Origin of the sequence: Hymenobacter sp. AT01-02 (assembly GCF_000961955.2) — a bacterium.
GTDB lineage: Bacteria > Bacteroidota > Bacteroidia > Cytophagales > Hymenobacteraceae > Hymenobacter > Hymenobacter mucosus.
This window is the reverse complement of record NZ_JZIR02000002.1, coordinates 90026-104519: the sequence shown is the minus strand read 5'-3', so window position 1 is coordinate 104519 and position 14494 is coordinate 90026. Positions and strand designations below refer to the sequence as shown.

The 14494-nt window shown below is 53.9% G+C and carries 15 protein-coding genes; 7 read left to right on the top strand and 8 right to left on the bottom strand.

The genetic code is table 11. The features are described from left to right. Positions 1 to 141 precede the first annotated feature (141 nt). The 6 genes from VI25_RS00785 to VI25_RS24530 all read left to right on the top strand — a co-directional run bounded on the left by VI25_RS00785 (position 142) and on the right by VI25_RS24530 (position 3628). Entirely contained in the window at positions 142 to 897 is a 756-nt protein-coding gene (locus tag VI25_RS00785) for a succinate dehydrogenase/fumarate reductase iron-sulfur subunit (protein WP_045687796.1), read from the top strand. Between the two features lie 123 nt (positions 898 to 1020). Next, positions 1021 to 1407 (top strand): NAD(P)H-dependent oxidoreductase, encoded by a 387-nt coding sequence (locus tag VI25_RS00780; RefSeq protein ID WP_316934214.1) that lies wholly within the window; start codon positions 1021 to 1023, stop codon positions 1405 to 1407. Further along, complete coding sequence (locus VI25_RS28140) at positions 1401 to 1547, top strand: hypothetical protein (RefSeq protein ID WP_316934213.1); 147 nt, start codon at positions 1401 to 1403, stop codon at positions 1545 to 1547. The genes VI25_RS00780 and VI25_RS28140 overlap by 7 nt, the downstream gene beginning before the upstream one ends. Positions 1548 to 1884: 337 nt before the next feature. Further along, positions 1885 to 2568: an MbnP family protein gene (locus VI25_RS00775; protein WP_152981437.1), complete on the top strand. Its 684-nt coding sequence runs from the start codon at positions 1885 to 1887 to the stop codon at positions 2566 to 2568. Between the two features lie 8 nt (positions 2569 to 2576). Then, positions 2577 to 3401 (top strand): cytochrome-c peroxidase, encoded by an 825-nt coding sequence (locus VI25_RS23135; RefSeq protein ID WP_072144723.1) that lies wholly within the window; start codon positions 2577 to 2579, stop codon positions 3399 to 3401. After that, on the top strand, positions 3389 to 3628 hold the full coding sequence (locus VI25_RS24530; RefSeq protein ID WP_052695070.1) for a hypothetical protein: 240 nt from the start codon (positions 3389 to 3391) through the stop codon (positions 3626 to 3628). The genes VI25_RS23135 and VI25_RS24530 overlap by 13 nt, the downstream gene beginning before the upstream one ends. Positions 3629 to 3718: 90 nt before the next feature. Here VI25_RS24530 and VI25_RS00760 read toward each other — a convergent pair whose 3' ends face one another. Continuing rightward, the gene (locus VI25_RS00760) at positions 3719 to 4993 is read right to left on the bottom strand and encodes a voltage-gated chloride channel family protein (RefSeq protein ID WP_045687781.1); all 1275 of its coding nucleotides are present in this window, start codon (positions 4991 to 4993) and stop codon (positions 3719 to 3721) included. 152 nt (positions 4994 to 5145) lie between these two features. Here VI25_RS00760 and VI25_RS00755 point away from each other — a divergent pair, with 152 nt between their 5' ends. Further along, a complete protein-coding gene (locus VI25_RS00755) occupies positions 5146 to 6279 on the top strand; it encodes a cytochrome-c peroxidase (protein ID WP_052695071.1) in 1134 nt (377 codons plus the stop codon). A gap of 503 nt (positions 6280 to 6782) precedes the next feature. Here VI25_RS00755 and ftsZ read toward each other — a convergent pair. From ftsZ to VI25_RS00725, 7 genes are all read right to left on the bottom strand, one after another. Next, positions 6783 to 8306 carry a cell division protein FtsZ gene (gene ftsZ / locus VI25_RS00750; RefSeq protein ID WP_045689112.1) on the bottom strand — a complete coding sequence of 508 codons (1524 nt, stop codon included), beginning with the start codon at positions 8304 to 8306 and terminating at the stop codon, positions 6783 to 6785. Positions 8307 to 8424: 118 nt separating this feature from the next. After that, positions 8425 to 9819, bottom strand: a complete 1395-nt coding sequence (gene ftsA, locus VI25_RS00745) for a cell division protein FtsA (protein ID WP_045689111.1) — start codon at positions 9817 to 9819, stop codon at positions 8425 to 8427. An 84-nt stretch (positions 9820 to 9903) separates the two neighbouring features. Next, entirely contained in the window at positions 9904 to 10668 is a 765-nt protein-coding gene (locus VI25_RS00740) for a cell division protein FtsQ/DivIB (RefSeq protein WP_045689110.1), read from the bottom strand. A gap of 24 nt (positions 10669 to 10692) precedes the next feature. Continuing rightward, complete coding sequence (locus tag VI25_RS28135; protein ID WP_316934212.1) at positions 10693 to 11574, bottom strand: UDP-N-acetylmuramate--L-alanine ligase; 882 nt, start codon at positions 11572 to 11574, stop codon at positions 10693 to 10695. Beyond that, on the bottom strand, positions 11523 to 12101 hold the full coding sequence (locus tag VI25_RS28130; protein WP_316934211.1) for a Mur ligase domain-containing protein: 579 nt from the start codon (positions 12099 to 12101) through the stop codon (positions 11523 to 11525). Before VI25_RS28130 ends, VI25_RS28135 begins: the two co-directional genes overlap by 52 nt. Before the next feature lie 29 nt (positions 12102 to 12130). Beyond that, complete coding sequence (gene murG / locus VI25_RS00730) at positions 12131 to 13231, bottom strand: undecaprenyldiphospho-muramoylpentapeptide beta-N-acetylglucosaminyltransferase (RefSeq protein WP_045689109.1); 1101 nt, start codon at positions 13229 to 13231, stop codon at positions 12131 to 12133. Positions 13232 to 13295: 64 nt separating this feature from the next. Next, positions 13296 to 14471, bottom strand: a complete 1176-nt coding sequence (locus VI25_RS00725) for an FtsW/RodA/SpoVE family cell cycle protein (protein ID WP_045689108.1) — start codon at positions 14469 to 14471, stop codon at positions 13296 to 13298. Positions 14472 to 14494: the final 23 nt, after the last annotated feature.

Here is a 14494-nt window from a genome sequence, read left to right as displayed (position 1 = left end):
GCGCTTCAGGATATCAACACCCGTTTGACAGGTTCAATTTTTAGAAAAATAGGGACGGTGCTGAGGCTTTTGCCAAGCTACTCAGCGCCGAATCCCAAGACCCATACCACAATGGCTGGAAGTAACCCCAATGCCAAACCGATGAATCTTACCCTGAAAGTGTGGCGGCAGCGTAACCGCAACACCGAAGGTCGCATCGTAGACTATAAGGTGAAGGATATTTCGCCAGATATGTCTTTCCTAGAGATGCTGGATGTGCTCAACGAGGACCTGCTCCGTCAGGGCGAAGAGCCAGTAGCATTCGACCACGACTGCCGCGAAGGCATCTGTGGTTCTTGTAACTTGTTTATTAACGGCCGTGCGCACGGTCCGGAGAAAGGCACTACTACCTGCCAGCTCCACATGCGTAAATTCAATGATGGTGATACCATCACCATTGAGCCCTGGCGTGCTACCGCTTTCCCGGTTAACAAAGACTTGAGCGTAGACCGCTCTGCCTTCGACCGGATTATTCAAGCTGGTGGTTATATCTCGGTAAACACTGGGGGTACCCCAGACGCCAACGAAATTCCGATTCCCAAGGATATTGCTGACCGTGCTTTTGAAGCCGCTACGTGCATTGCTTGCGGCGCTTGCGTGGCATCTTGCAAAAACGCCTCGGCTATGTTGTTCGTTTCGGCCAAGGTAAGCCAGTTGGCCTTGTTGCCTCAGGGCCACGTAGAGCGCAAAACCCGTGTTGAAAACATGGTTGCGCAGATGGACAAGGAAGGTTTTGGTGCCTGCACCAACATCGGCTCTTGTGCAGCTGAATGCCCAGTAGGTATTTCTCTCGAGAACATTGCCATCATGAACCGCGAGTTCATCAACGCGAAGGCTACTTCTAATAACCTCGCGTAAGTTTTCCGGTTATTGGTACAAAAAAAGCGAAACGGCCTGCCGTTTCGCTTTTTTGTTGTTATACCTACGCCGCCACGTATAGCGGCAAAGCCTAGTTCGCTCATTTCTAACTGCTCCCCGTTGATGATAACCATCATTGCTGGTACTAACCGGCCCAATTCCCGTGCCCTACGCCTCGCTCAGTATTATGCCAACCTGCTAGCCGAATTGGGCGAACCGCATCAGATTCTTGATTTAGCCGAGCTTCCCTTAGATTTTACTACCACTGCGCTATATCATAATACCGGCCGCCACGATGAGTTCAACCGGTTGGTTTCACTTGCTGAGCAAGCTGACAAGCTCGTATTTATTGTTCCGGAGTATAATTGCTCATTCCCCGGTGTGCTGAAGGCATTCATTGATGGCCTCCCCTACCCGGGTGGTATCCGGGGCAAGAAGGCAGCACTAGTGGCTTATCGTCGGGTGGGCAAGGAGGGCAGCTGCCGCTTAACCACCTCACGGATGTGCTGATGTACCTGGGAACCGCCGTGCTACCCCAGCGCGTGCGTCTGCCCTTTATTGACCAACATCTAACTACTGAGGGGCAACTCACCGAGCCATTATATCAACAACTACTTCGTGAGCAAGTAACTCATCTGTTGGCTTTTTAGCACCTCCTTTTTCGCACAGAGAAGGCCAAAGGTCTTTTGACCTAGTAGCCTGTATCTTTAGTAATTCGTAGTTCAGCTCTCTGCTTGTGACGCGCCTTTCAGCCCATTTTCTGTTCGTGTCTCTCTTAGTTCAGACGTTTAGTCGAGAGCTGGCAGTACTGGGCCACTAGGTGCATAAGGAGCAGATAGTGCAGCTATTTTGCGTCAATAAGGATAACTAGCTTTTCAGTAACCTTGTTTGTGCTCAGTGAAGATGAAACTCCGTAAGATTTCCGCTATTTTCTTTTACCTGCTTTTCTCCAGTGCAGCTCTCACAAGCTGCAAGGAGGATAGTGATATGCAGCCCAAAGTTGGCACGCTAGACGTAGCAATTGACCACGTAGTTGGTACGGCTACTCTGGCTCTCAATATGGGTTCATATGCTACGCCTGCCGGTGACCAGTTCACCGTATCGACGTTCAAATACTACTTGTCCAACTTTACACTTAAGAAGGCCGATGGCACAACGTACCTAGTCCCAGAAAGCTATTATTTGGTGGACGAGGCAGTGCCAGCAAGTAAAGCTTTCACTTTATCGGGCATTCCGGCCGGGGACTACACTAGCTTATCTTTTACAATCGGTGTCGATAGTGCGCGTAACGTGGCCGGCGCTCAAACGGGTGCCCTCGACCCGCAGAAGAACATGTTCTGGTCGTGGAACACAGGCTACATCTTCACCAAACTAGAAGGCACTTCCCCACAAGCACCAAATACGGCGTTGGTATTCCATATTGGTGGTTTTAAAGCGCCCCACAATACTATCCGTACCATTTCGCCGTCGCTAAAAGGCGCTACCATTCAAGTCCAGGGCACCCAGACACCCACACTGCACTTGAAAGCGGACGTGTTAAAAATGTTCACCGGCCCTACTACCGTTCGCTTTGCCCGACTCTATAACACAATGGGCGGGGCTAACTCAGTGGTGGTTGCCGACAACCAAGCTGCGGGCATGTTTGTGGTAGACTATGTACACGCCAACTAGGCAAGAGCATGGCACGCTATTCTTGGATAGCCCTGCGCTGCGCCATTGCTTTAGCTAGTTTTTTCCTTGTTGGCTGCAATAAGGAAGGAACTAGCCCTGCCTGGGAAGTGCCCGGCGCTACGGTGCCCGCTAACTTTCCCGCTCCCGTATATGCTGCGGCTCAGAACCCGCCTACCCGTGAGGCATACGAGTTAGGTCGTACCCTTTTTTATGATACCCGCCTTTCCCGTACTGGTGCAGTTTCGTGCGGAAGTTGCCACCAGCAGTCGGGGGCTTTCGCTAACGCTGATCATCGCCTCAGTCAGGGGGTAGAAGGCCGGTTGGGTGCGCGAAATGCTCCTGCTTTGCAGAATCTTCGTTGGAAAACTAGCCTGCTCTGGGATGGAGGCGCTACCCACATCGAGACAATGCCTTTGGCTCCTATCACCGACCCACGGGAAATGGATGAGACCCTAGACAACGTGTTACAAAAGCTGAATGCTGACCCCGCCTACCAACAGCGGTTTGCACAAGTGTATGGAGAGCGGCCCATTACTTCCTATCAGTTTCTGCGGACGTTGGCGCAATTCACCGCAGCTCTTACTTCCGCCAATTCTCGCTACGACCACTATGTTCGGCACGAAGCCAATGGCGCACTGAGCGCAGCAGAGCTACGTGGCTGGCCACAGCACGCCAGAAGTGCGCACCTTGTCACGGCGGCGAGCTATTTACGGACGAGTCGTTTCGCAATAACGGTCTGGACGCTACGTTCCCCGCCGATTCGGGCCGCGCCCATATCACGGGGCGTCCCCAGGACGCAGGTCGCTTCAAAGTACCCAGCTTGCGTAATGTAGCCCTGACGGCCCCTTACATGCACGACGGCCGGTTTCACACCTTAGCACAAGTGCTAAACCACTACGCTAGTGATATGGTCGACTCCCCTACCCTCGACGCCCAATTTCGCCGCCCCAACGGTCAGTTAGGCATTAGCCTCTCCGAACAGGAAAAGAGCGACTTAGTGGCTTTTCTGCATACACTAACTGATAGCGCTTTTTTAGCTGACGCTCGATTAGCCGAGTAACTGTAAACCAAGGTGACAATGGCTACTCTGCTGCGGCTTTTGAGCGCCTAGCGCTGTAGCACTTCAAGAAAACCTCTGGCTTTACCAGCGCTACACCTCCCGCAGGCGTTTGCCCTGTTGGCGCACCCACAGCCGGTGCTTTGGCTCACCGATAACTTGTGCACTGTAGATGCCCCGATGGCCCGAGAACAAGTAGCTGACGACGCAAGCTATGCCGACATATATCCCGCAACCGTGCCCAAACAATTCCATGGCCATGAGCATGCACGCCAACGGCGTGTTGGCAGCCCCAGCAAACACAGCTACAAAGCCCATACCCGCTAGCAGGGCCATAGGAAGCGGCAATACGAGACCTAGTGCGTTGCCCAGCGTAGCACCCACAAAAAACAGCGGGGTTACTTCTCCACCTTTAAAACCAGCACCCAACGTAAGGGCCGTAAGTAGCAACTTAAGCAAAAAGGCATAAGCGGGCAGGGGCTCGTGAAATGCTGCTACTAGGGTAGGCACACCCAGGCCAATGTAGCGCGTAGTTCCCAGCGCCCACACGGCTAGCGCCACTACCATACCTCCCACCACTGGTCGCAGAGGTGGCCATTGAATAAGACGCTTAAAGACAGCCCCCATAGCGTGCGTAGTAGCTGCGAACAGCCGCCCTACTACTCCGAATGCAATACCGGCGGCGGCGGCGGCAAGCAAAGACGAAACTGATAGGGTTGGCACGATTAACAAAGGGTAGGAAGTATGGCCAACGCCCCAAGCTCGCGTAACATAGTCAGCACCAATAGCCGCCAGAAAGCTGGGTAGGATAGCATCATAGCGTAGCCGCCCGATGAAGAATACTTCCAGACCAAACACAGCACCAGCCAGTGGGGTACCAAATACAGAAGCAAAACCAGCGCTAATACCAGCAATAAGCAGCACTATCCGGTCGCGGCGGTGCAAATGTAGCAGCCGGGTAAGCTGATCGGCTAGTGCCCCGCCCATTTGCACCGCCGTGCCCTCACGGCCTGCGGAGCCCCCAAAAAAGTGCGTAAGCAGCGTACCCAGCAACACCAACGGGGCCATGCGCAGAGGCAGCACATTGCGCGGTTGGTGAATTTGATCCAGCAGCAAGTTGTTGCCGGCTTCCACTGAGCGGCCAACGTAATAGTACAGCAGCCCTACCAGCAATCCTCCTACTGGCAATAAGCCAATAATCCAGAGATGGGCTTCCCGCCACGCCGTTACCCAGTCCAGCGCTAGTAGGAAGCCTGCCGATGCTGTACCCGCCAAAATAGATACGCTACCACTGATAAGTCCCCACCGCCCGAGGTAGAGCAGCAACAACTTATACTCAGTAAGCAAGGTCAGCAAACGAGACTTCATACGGCGCAGGGTGCGAGGTTACCCGGCAAGCCCCGGGCAAGTAAAAGTACGCAACCCATTTCGGAGCGCTACCCCAGGAACCGATCCTGACACTCCTGGCGTTTGGGCTGCAAAAGTGCTACCTTGAGGTTTACTCTTCTGCTTATCTGTGTATGCTCCTGTCCTTTGCGCGCTTATCGTTTCGGTATTTGATCTTGCTGATACCGGGGCTTCTACTTGGTGCATGCGGCACAGATGGCAGTGGCACTGAGGAAGAAGATAATCCGTATGCCCCTACGCCTTATGCGCTGGCGCTACCCAAAAACCTACCCCAAACCGTAACCATACCCGCTTCTAACCCGCTGACAGTAGAAGGGGTAGAGCTAGGGCGGAAACTGTTCTACGAAGTCAAGCTTTCCCGAACAGGTACACAATCCTGCGGGAGCTGTCACCAGCAAAGCAAAGCCTTCACCGATGGGCTTGCGCACGCGGTAGGGGTAGAAGGAGCCCCTCACCCACGGGGGGCCATGTCTCTAGCAAATGTTCTGTGGGAAACCTCCCTAACGTGGGATGGCGCCTCTACCAGCTTGGAGCAACAAGCCCGTACCCCCATCGAGAATGCCGTCGAGATGCATCAACTGCTTGCCGACGGGGTGCGTAAACTTCAGCAGACGGAGCTCTACCCTCCCCTCTTTCAGAAAGCCTTTGGCAGTAGTACTATCACGGAGGATAATGTGCTGAAAGCCTTAGCGCAATTTGAGCGTACACTGATTTCTGCTAATTCCCGCTACGATAAGTATATCCGCAAGGAAGGCACGCTTACGCGCACCGAACAGCTTGGGCTAGCTGTGTTCAACAACCACCCCGGTGAAGTGGGCGGCATCTTTATCCGTGGTGGCACCTGCCATCATTGTCACCTTGATGCCACAGGGCTGTTTAGCTCTCCTGATTTCTTTAACAACGGCCTAGATGTAGCCTTTGCGGATGCAGGACGGGCTAGTGTCACCTCTTTGGCTACCGACCGGGGAAAATTCCGGGCTCCTACCCTGCGTAATATCGCACTTACGGCTCCTTACATGCACGATGGCCGCTTTCAAACGCTAGAGCAGGTACTGGACCATTATAATGAGCACGTGCTAGTCAATAGTCCTGGCGTGGACCCCAACGTCCTGCTGTCAAACACTCCTGGGGGCACTCACCTTGATCTTACTGCGGCTGAGAAAACTCAGCTTATTGCTTTTCTGCACACCCTTACCGATACAACTTTCATTAAAGACTCCCGTTTTTCTGACCCATTTAAACCATAGATAGTCCTCAGAAAGGGCAGTTATCAACTAGCAGTATAGCAATCTATTACAATAGACCAACTCATTTGTGCAGGAGTTTACTTGCCTTAGCTTGTGGTAAGAATTATTCTCGCAGTAGTCTAAACGTGCCTATAATATCGGTTATTCGCTCGCCTTACCGTAGAAGCAGTTGCCACTACTCGTTGGCTTTCCTGTATTTCCCCTATTACAGCTAGCTTCGTCCTTTCACTGCACCCTATGAAAATCATAGTCCCGTTTCTACTACTTGCAAGCTTAGCCGCATGTAGTACTGTCTCCTCTACCTCGTCTAGAGGGCGTACGCTTAGCCTGATCGGGAGATAGGAGAACCCAAACGTCCCTACTTATCTAGTGATACTGTTGTCACTGACACGGCGTCCGTTCCATCCTCAGCTCGTCCGTAGGGCTGCGCTAGTCACTACAACAGAAAAGGCCGCTATGGAAAACCACAGCGGCCTTTTCTGTTGTAGTGATAACAAGACTAGTTAGTCAACGTTGTCGTGCAAGAAGCGGTTGTCGCCCAGCAATTCGTTATCATCAGAGAGATTAAATCGGCTGATGTTCTGCTCTGAAGAAGGTACTACATTTTCCAGTTTCACTTGGCGGCGCAGGTAAGCCGGGGTTTCTAGCTGGTCTTTAATTGCATCATTCGTGAGGCCATTGCTCAGTTCCTGTAGTCGACGACGACGCTCCTCGGCCCGAGCATCCAAGGATGGGCGCGCGAGGGTATGATGCGTGGTAGCAGGAGGAGTAGGTTGCGGCGCGGGCTGAGCTACTGGCTGCTGAAACAAGATTGGATCAGGAGCTGGAGCTGATGGAGCCGACACAACCGGAGGCATATGGGCCACAGGGGCTGGCGAAGTTTCGAGGTCGAACTTAACCGGCTGGGGCTCCGGAACCACCGCAGGAGGCGGGCCAAACGTAGGAACTACGGGCACCGATGGCGCATCTTGACGGTCCCTGTCGAAGATGTTGATTTGGGGGTCATGCTGAGTTGCAGCAGATTCCGATTCACGAGGAACAACATTGGTGATGTTGTGCGCATCGCGAGCAAAACCAGTGGCAATAACCGTTACGCGGATGCTCTGGCCCAGCGTAGGGTCGATACCGTGACCAAAGATTACTTCAGCATTCTGACCTGCCTTGTCTTGGATGCACTCCGTGATTTCGGTGAGCTCATCCATTTCCAGTTCAGCCTGGTCGCCCGACATGATGCTGAGCAGAATACGCTGAGCGCCGTGAATATCGGTGTTGTTCAGCAGCGGCGAAGCAAGGGCCTCTTCCGCAGCACGCTGGGCGCGGTTCTCGCCCTCCGTGATGCTGCTCCCCATAACAGCCGCTCCCGAGTCCTTCATGACGGTTTTCACGTCTTCAAAGTCCACGTTCACATCAGCCGTTACCGTAATAATTTCGGCAATTGACTTTGCCGCCGTACTCAGCACGTTATCGGCTTTGGCGAATGCTGAACGAATAGGCAAGTTGCCGTAAATCTCACGCAGCTTATCGTTGAGAATTACCAGTACCGTATCGCAGTTATCACTTAGTTCCTTGATACCCTGCTCAGCTTGCTGACGCTTTTTCTTGCCTTCGAACATGAAGGGAGCCGTCACAATACCTACGGTAAGGATACCCAGCTCTTTTGCTACTTTGGCAATAACTGGGGCCGCACCCGTGCCCGTACCACCACCCATACCGGCCGTGATAAAGACCATTTTGGTACCATTGCTGAGCAACTCGCGGATCTGCTCACGGCTTTCAATAGCCGCTTGCTTGCCCCGCTCAGGATTAGCCCCAGCTCCCAGACCTTCGGTCAGGTCAGCGCCTATTTGCAAACGGTTGGGCACCGTCGAGGAAGCTAGCGCCTGCTTGTCGGTGTTGCAGATGATAAACTCCACATCCTTGATGCCCTGGCCAAACATGTGGTTGACGGCGTTGGAGCCGCCGCCCCCTACGCCAATCACCTTGATGATGGATTGGGACTGGGCCGGAATATCGAAAGTAAAATTCATGTGGTGGGGTCTTAGGGTCTTGGGGACTTGGGGTCTTGGCAACAGGTGCTTGAAGTCAGTTCAGTCATCATCAAATCAACAATAAACCAAGACCCCAAGTCCCTAAGACCCAAGTTACCTAATATTGCTTGTCGTCGAAATCATCGATCAGCAGCCCTTTGGTACGGCTGAGGATCTTTTGAAAAAAGTCGCCCGCACCGGAAGGCTTTTTCGGTTCAGGCGCTGGAGCCGGCTGCGGCGCAGCTTGGGCAACGGGAGCAGGCTGGGGTGCCGGGGCGGGCGTATTACGTACTTCCGGAGCCGGACGGTACGCAGGCTGCTCCTGGGGCTCCTCGTAGCCACGCTGGGCCAAACGGTCATCGAGGGACCGGTAGCCAGCTAACACAAGGCCCACGGTAGTAGCAAACATCGGCGACTTTACTGCCTCAATGCGGCTCTTCCCTAGGTGCTCGTTGGGGTAGCCGATCCGGGTATCCATACCCGTTACGTACTCCGTGAGCTGCACCAGGTTTTGCAGTTGCGAGCCACCACCCGTCAGTACGATTCCAGCAGCCAGTTTATCCTGGAATCCTAGCCGCTGAATCTCAGCGTACACGAGCTCCACGATTTCTTCCATCCGAGCCTCAATGATATAGGCGAGGTTCTTCAGGCTGATTTCCTTGGGTGCCCGGTCTCGCAGACCAGGAATGCTCACGATTTCGTATTCGCTGGCTTCCTCGGCAATAGCCTTTCCAAACTTCACCTTCAATTGCTCGGCTTGGTTCTGCATTACCAAGCAGCCCTGCTTGATGTCGCTGGTCACAATGTTACCACCGAAGGGCAGCACGGCAGCATGACGAATGATGCCATCTTTAAAGATAGCCAAGTCGGTAGTACCACCCCCAATATCAATCAGTGCTACGCCGGCCTCTTTCTCCTCGTCGCTGAGAACTGACATAGACGATGCCAAGGGCTCTAGAATCAAGTTATCGATTTCTAGACCCGCTTTCGTAACGCACTTATTGATATTGTTGATAGCTGTGCTCTGAGCCGTAATAATGTGGAAATTGCCCTCCAAGCGCACTCCCGACATGCCTACCGGATCCATAATTCCCTCCTCGTAATCTACCTTGTAATCCTGCGGCATTACATGGATGATTTCTGAGCCGGGTGGCGTTACCAATCGATACATATCGTTGGTAAGCCGGTTCACATCGTCAAGGGTGATTTCGCTATCCTGAGAGGCACGCGTGATGCTGCCATTGTGCTGCAGACTACGGATGTGCTGACCAGCAATACCCACGTTCACAACACCAATGTTGATTCCTGATTGCTCTTCTGCTTGGCGGATGGCTTTCTTAATGGCGTCAACCGTCTTGTCAATATTCGACACGATACCCCGCACTACGCCCTCCGACACAGCCTTACCCATGCCCAGTATCTCAAGCTTGCCGAACTCGTTTTTTCGCCCCACCAGAGCGCAGATTTTAGTGGTACCAATGTCGAGTCCGACTACAATTTTATCGTTTTGCATGGGAGGAGAGGCGAGGAAGTTGAGGTTGCTTGCAGGTAGGTAGTAGTCGAAAACGCTGATCCTAGGCGTTTTAGAAAGATAATCTTATTCGCAGATGATTTGGTCCTTGAACTCGACGTTGACGCGGTGGTACGTGTCCCAGCCCAGAACCGGAGGAATTTGACGGTAAAATACCATCAGTTTCGCAAATTTCTCCGAAATATTCTCAGGAAAGCCAAATTCTACTCGCTGGTCACCGACCTGTTGAGTGAAGGATAGCTTGCCGTTAGAACCGATGAAAACTTCGGCCACTTGCGCGCGCCAGAACGGTTTCTCATCAATATAACGCAGAAATTCCAGGTAGCGCTGTCCTGTGCTGTCACGGAAGAACCCGGCCGATAGCGGCTGGCCTCCTAATCGAGCTACCGGCACTACCCGGGCCGTAAACAGCGGTGATAGTGGTAGCTTTTCGCCCGCAGCATCGAGGTAGAAGTCTTGGCGGGAATCTGCGTGTACGAGACGAGCGATGGGACGGTTTTGCCGAACATCAGCATGCAGGTTACCGGCTAGGTCGCGGTACACCTGCGCATCTTTCACGAAGCTGTGCGCCTTCAGTCGAGCTTCCAAGGCTTTCAAGTTAAGATCAGCAGGGTCCGCTCCCTCTAGGCGGTCTTCTCCGTGGCGGGTGAGCAGGTTGGTTACTTCCCGCTCACTGATAAAGAAGTTGTTGAACTCGTTGCTAATGCGCACAATCACTCCTCCCACTGGCCGATGAGCCTGCCGTATACCGGCAAACAAGGTTAGCCCTACCAGTAAGGCAAGGCACCCCGTTGCAAACAGCAAGTGGTTGGCTTTACGCTTGAGCTCCATTCCAACGAATGTTCAAAATATTCTTTAATCTAGGCACAAGTTGATCGACGTCTCCAGCCCCAACAGTGCTAGTACGTCAAAATTCGGGTCGATTTTGGCATTCTGCAAAATTTCTTCCCGTGTTTGCACCGATTTTTGTGGTGCCGTTATTTGGGACAAAATTAATTCAGATGTTACCCCGGGCATAGGGAGCTCCCGGGCTGGGTAAATTTCCATCAGCACTACTTCATCAGCAAGGCTCAGACTTTCAGCGAATCCGGGAGCAAAGTCGCGGGTGCGGGAGAACAAGTGAGGCTGAAAAATCACGCGCAGCCGACGACCTGGGTAGAGGGCCCGCAGGGAACGAAGAAAGGCTTCTATTTCGCGTGGGTGGTGGGCATAATCGTCCACATAAATTTTTGGGGCCATGGCCGAGCCCGTCGTCAGGATGAACTCAAAGCGCCGCTTTACGCCACGGTAGGCCGCTACTGCTGTGCGCAGCTGCGCGGGCGTAAGGCCATAAAGCTGCGCAACACAGGCTGCCGCCAGCATATTCTCCACGTTATGGTAGCCCGGTACAGCAAGTGCTAACTCCTCCACGGTGCCTTGCGGGCCATGGAGTGCAAAACCAAACTGATGCCCCTGGGCAGTTATACTATCAGCATATAACTCTGGCCCCTCCTCCGGCGAAAGCCCGTAGCGAATGACACGCACACCCGTGGGCGCTGCCTGGGCCACGCTGGGGTCGGCCGTATGGTTGATAATTAGCGTGCCGCCGGGTTGAATCTGTCCTACAAATTGCCGGAATGATTCTACCAGTGCGTCCTTGTTGCCATAGATATCTAGATGGTCGGCATCGGTGCTCGTCACGATGGCTACCGTTGGGTGCAGGGTAAGAAAGCTACGGTCGTACTCATCAGCTTCCACACTACGGGGGTAGTATCGGCGGGTGAGCCGGGAGGCGGTAGTAGCAAGTTAGAACCTAGGTTCACGGAGATACCGCCGAGGAATGCGGCACTAGGCACGCCTGCGTGGTGAAGCAGGTGCGCTACCATGCTACTAGTGGTCGTCTTGCCATGGGTGCCGGCAACGGCAATAGTGGGACGCCCTTGCGTGAGCAGTCCTAGCACTTGGCTCCGCTTACGAATGTCATACCCTTGCTCGCGCAACCAAGCCCATTCCTGATGATCCTTGGGAATAGCGGGCGTGAGTACCACCAACGTCTGGCTGCGATGCTCGCGCACTGCGGCGGGGATATTCTCTACCGCGTCAGCGTAGTGCACCGCAATACCCTCAGCCGTTAGCGCTTCGGTGAGCGGCGTAACAGTTTTGTCGTACCCACTTACCGAGTGACCATTGGCTTGGAACCAGCGCGCCAGCGCCGACATTCCAATGCCGCCTATACCCAGAAAAAAGACGTGGGGAAAAGAGGCTACGGGGCTTGGGCTGGACATTGGATCAGGTGAAAAGGAGAAGTAGAAAATCAGGAGTTAACGGGAGTACCAACCAAGCGTAACAGCTCATCCACGATAGTGGTTGTGGCTTGCGGGCGAGCCAGTTGCCGGATGTTGGCGGCAAGCTTTTGCTGCTGAGATGGAGTAGCTAGCAACCGTAATGCTTCGTCGTACAGAGTGGTAGCTGCCTCAGCATCCTTCACCAGCAGCGCCGCGTCCTGGCGCACCAGGGCTAGCGCGTTCTTTGTTTGGTGGTCTTCCGCAACGTTGGGCGACGGCACTAGGATACTTGGTTTACCTGTGAGGCATAATTCCGAAACCGATAGGGCTCCGGCGCGGCTTACTACTACGTCGGCGGCGGCATAGGCAAGGTCCATTCGGCCAACAAACTCCAGGGCATTGAGATTGTAAGCCGCGAAAGGAGCCGCCTGTTGCTGCGCCTCTGGGTAGTATACCTTACCCGTCTGCCAAAGCAGCTGCACCCCTGCATCGCGCAAGCGTGGCAGAGCCGCCGCAGTGGCTTGGTTGAGCGTACGAGCGCCTAGGCTGCCACCAATGACGAGCAGCACCGGGCGGCTGGCATCCAGTCCGAAGAAGGAAAGCGCCTCAGCACGCTGCCCATCGGCTATTTCCATACGAACAGGATTACCGGTCAGTACCAGCTTATCCACCGGAAAAAATTGCTCCATCCCATCGTATGCCACGCAAATACGCTGGACTCGGCGGGCCAGCAGTTTGTTGACGAGGCCGGCGTAGGAGTTCTGCTCCTGAATCAGGGAGGGAATACCGCGCGACGTGCCCGCCAGCAGTACGGGCGCCGAAGCGTAGCCCCCCACCCCTACTATTGCGTCGGGCCGGAAGCCTTCAATCAGCTTGCCCGCCTTTCGTACGGCGCGCATCACTTTTATAGGGAACAGCAGGTTATCCGGCGTGAGGCGGCGTTGCAGGCCCGCAATATCGAGGCCTACAATCTGGTAGCCCGCCTCGGGCACGCGCGTCATCTCCATGCGGCCGTTGGCGCCCACAAAGAGTATTTCAGCATCGGGCTGACGACGTCGTAGCTCGTTGGCAATGGCCACTGCCGGGAAAATATGTCCGCCGGTGCCGCCGCCACTGATGATTACTTTCATGTGTTAAATGGTGATTGGCAGAAAGCAGATAAGTGCCTGAGCGCTTAGCTGCTTCCGGGCCAGCTTAGGCGTATTGGGATACTCGTGGTATGCGAATCGTATCCTCCGGCTCACCCACCATAGGGCGAATCTCCCGTTCGCCGCGGCTTACAGATAGGATGATACCAATGCTGATACCAGTGAAAATGAGGGACGTACCGCCCATACTCAGCAAGGGCAAAGGCAAGCCCGTAATGGGGCCCAGACCTACAGCTACCCCCATGTTCACCATGGCCTGTAGTACAAGACTAAAGCTCAGCCCCGCAGAAAGCAGCCCCCCAAAGGCGCCGTAGCTGTTCATTACGGTCTTCAGCCCCCGGTACAGGAAGGCGAGGTAGAGGAACAGCACTATTACTCCACCAAACAAGCCATATTCCTCAATAATGATGGCATAGATGAAGTCAGAATATGGGTGGGGCATGATGTTGCGCTCCGTGCTCTTACCGGGCCCCTTGCCAAAGATGCCACCGGTAGCCTCCGCTATGTACGCGTGTTCTAGTTGGAAGGGCACTGGTTTAGTAGGATCCGTGAAGTTCTCGATACGAGAAATTACCGTCTTGTAGCGCTGACCGGCTACCAAGCCCACGCCTCCTACTAGCACCCCAATGGCTACCATTACGGCCATCTGCTTGAGCGGCACCCGCCCAATAAACATAAGGAGCAGGCAGGTAGCAAATAGCAGCAACGCCGTGGAAGCGTTGGAAAGAATAATCAACCCACAGATAACTCCTACCCATAGCATTACCGGCAGTAGCGTGGTCTTAAAGTCGCCGACGTGCTGCTGACGACGGCTCAACATGGAAGCTAGGTGAGAAATCAGGGCCAGCTTGGCTAAGTCCGAAGGCTGGAAGGTTTGGTTGATAACCGGAATGGTAAGCCAGCGCGAAGCTTCGTTGATGTTCGAACCCATCACGAAGGTGAAAATCAGCAGTGGTACCGAGGCCAGCAGGGCGTAGAGCGACAAGCGGGAGTAATAGCGGTAGTCGATGCGATGTGCCAGCCACATAAAGAACAAGCCCACAAAGATGAGCCCAGTGTGCTTGAGCAAATAGTACTCGTTGTAATTGCCCTTCTTGTAGGCCAGCGTACCAGTGGAGGAGTACACGACCGCAATGGAGATAAACGAGAATAGCAGCACGATGCCCCACAGAATAGGGTCGCCCTTCAGGTTCTGCCGCAGCCAGTTGGTGATGGGTTCCATGTGGTGAAGTGATGAAGTGGTAA

What these genes read in the sequence shown, in the direction of transcription:
- VI25_RS00760 (WP_045687781.1), bottom strand. Translation starts at nt 4,993, where the DNA reads ATGAAGTCTCGTTTGCTGACCTTGCTTACTGAGTATAAGTTGTTGCTG.
- VI25_RS00725 (WP_045689108.1), bottom strand. Translation starts at nt 14,471, where the DNA reads ATGGAACCCATCACCAACTGGCTGCGGCAGAACCTGAAGGGCGACCCT.
- VI25_RS00775 (WP_152981437.1), top strand. Translation starts at nt 1,885, where the DNA reads ATGCAGCCCAAAGTTGGCACGCTAGACGTAGCAATTGACCACGTAGTT.
- VI25_RS00755 (WP_052695071.1), top strand. Translation starts at nt 5,146, where the DNA reads ATGCTCCTGTCCTTTGCGCGCTTATCGTTTCGGTATTTGATCTTGCTG.
- VI25_RS00785 (WP_045687796.1), top strand. Translation starts at nt 142, where the DNA reads ATGAATCTTACCCTGAAAGTGTGGCGGCAGCGTAACCGCAACACCGAA.
- VI25_RS00740 (WP_045689110.1), bottom strand. Translation starts at nt 10,668, where the DNA reads ATGGAGCTCAAGCGTAAAGCCAACCACTTGCTGTTTGCAACGGGGTGC.
- VI25_RS28130 (WP_316934211.1), bottom strand. Translation starts at nt 12,101, where the DNA reads ATGTCCAGCCCAAGCCCCGTAGCCTCTTTTCCCCACGTCTTTTTTCTG.
- ftsZ (WP_045689112.1), bottom strand. Translation starts at nt 8,306, where the DNA reads ATGAATTTTACTTTCGATATTCCGGCCCAGTCCCAATCCATCATCAAG.
- VI25_RS00780 (WP_316934214.1), top strand. Translation starts at nt 1,021, where the DNA reads ATGATAACCATCATTGCTGGTACTAACCGGCCCAATTCCCGTGCCCTA.
- ftsA (WP_045689111.1), bottom strand. Translation starts at nt 9,819, where the DNA reads ATGCAAAACGATAAAATTGTAGTCGGACTCGACATTGGTACCACTAAA.
- VI25_RS23135 (WP_072144723.1), top strand. Translation starts at nt 2,577, where the DNA reads ATGGCACGCTATTCTTGGATAGCCCTGCGCTGCGCCATTGCTTTAGCT.
- murG (WP_045689109.1), bottom strand. Translation starts at nt 13,231, where the DNA reads ATGAAAGTAATCATCAGTGGCGGCGGCACCGGCGGACATATTTTCCCG.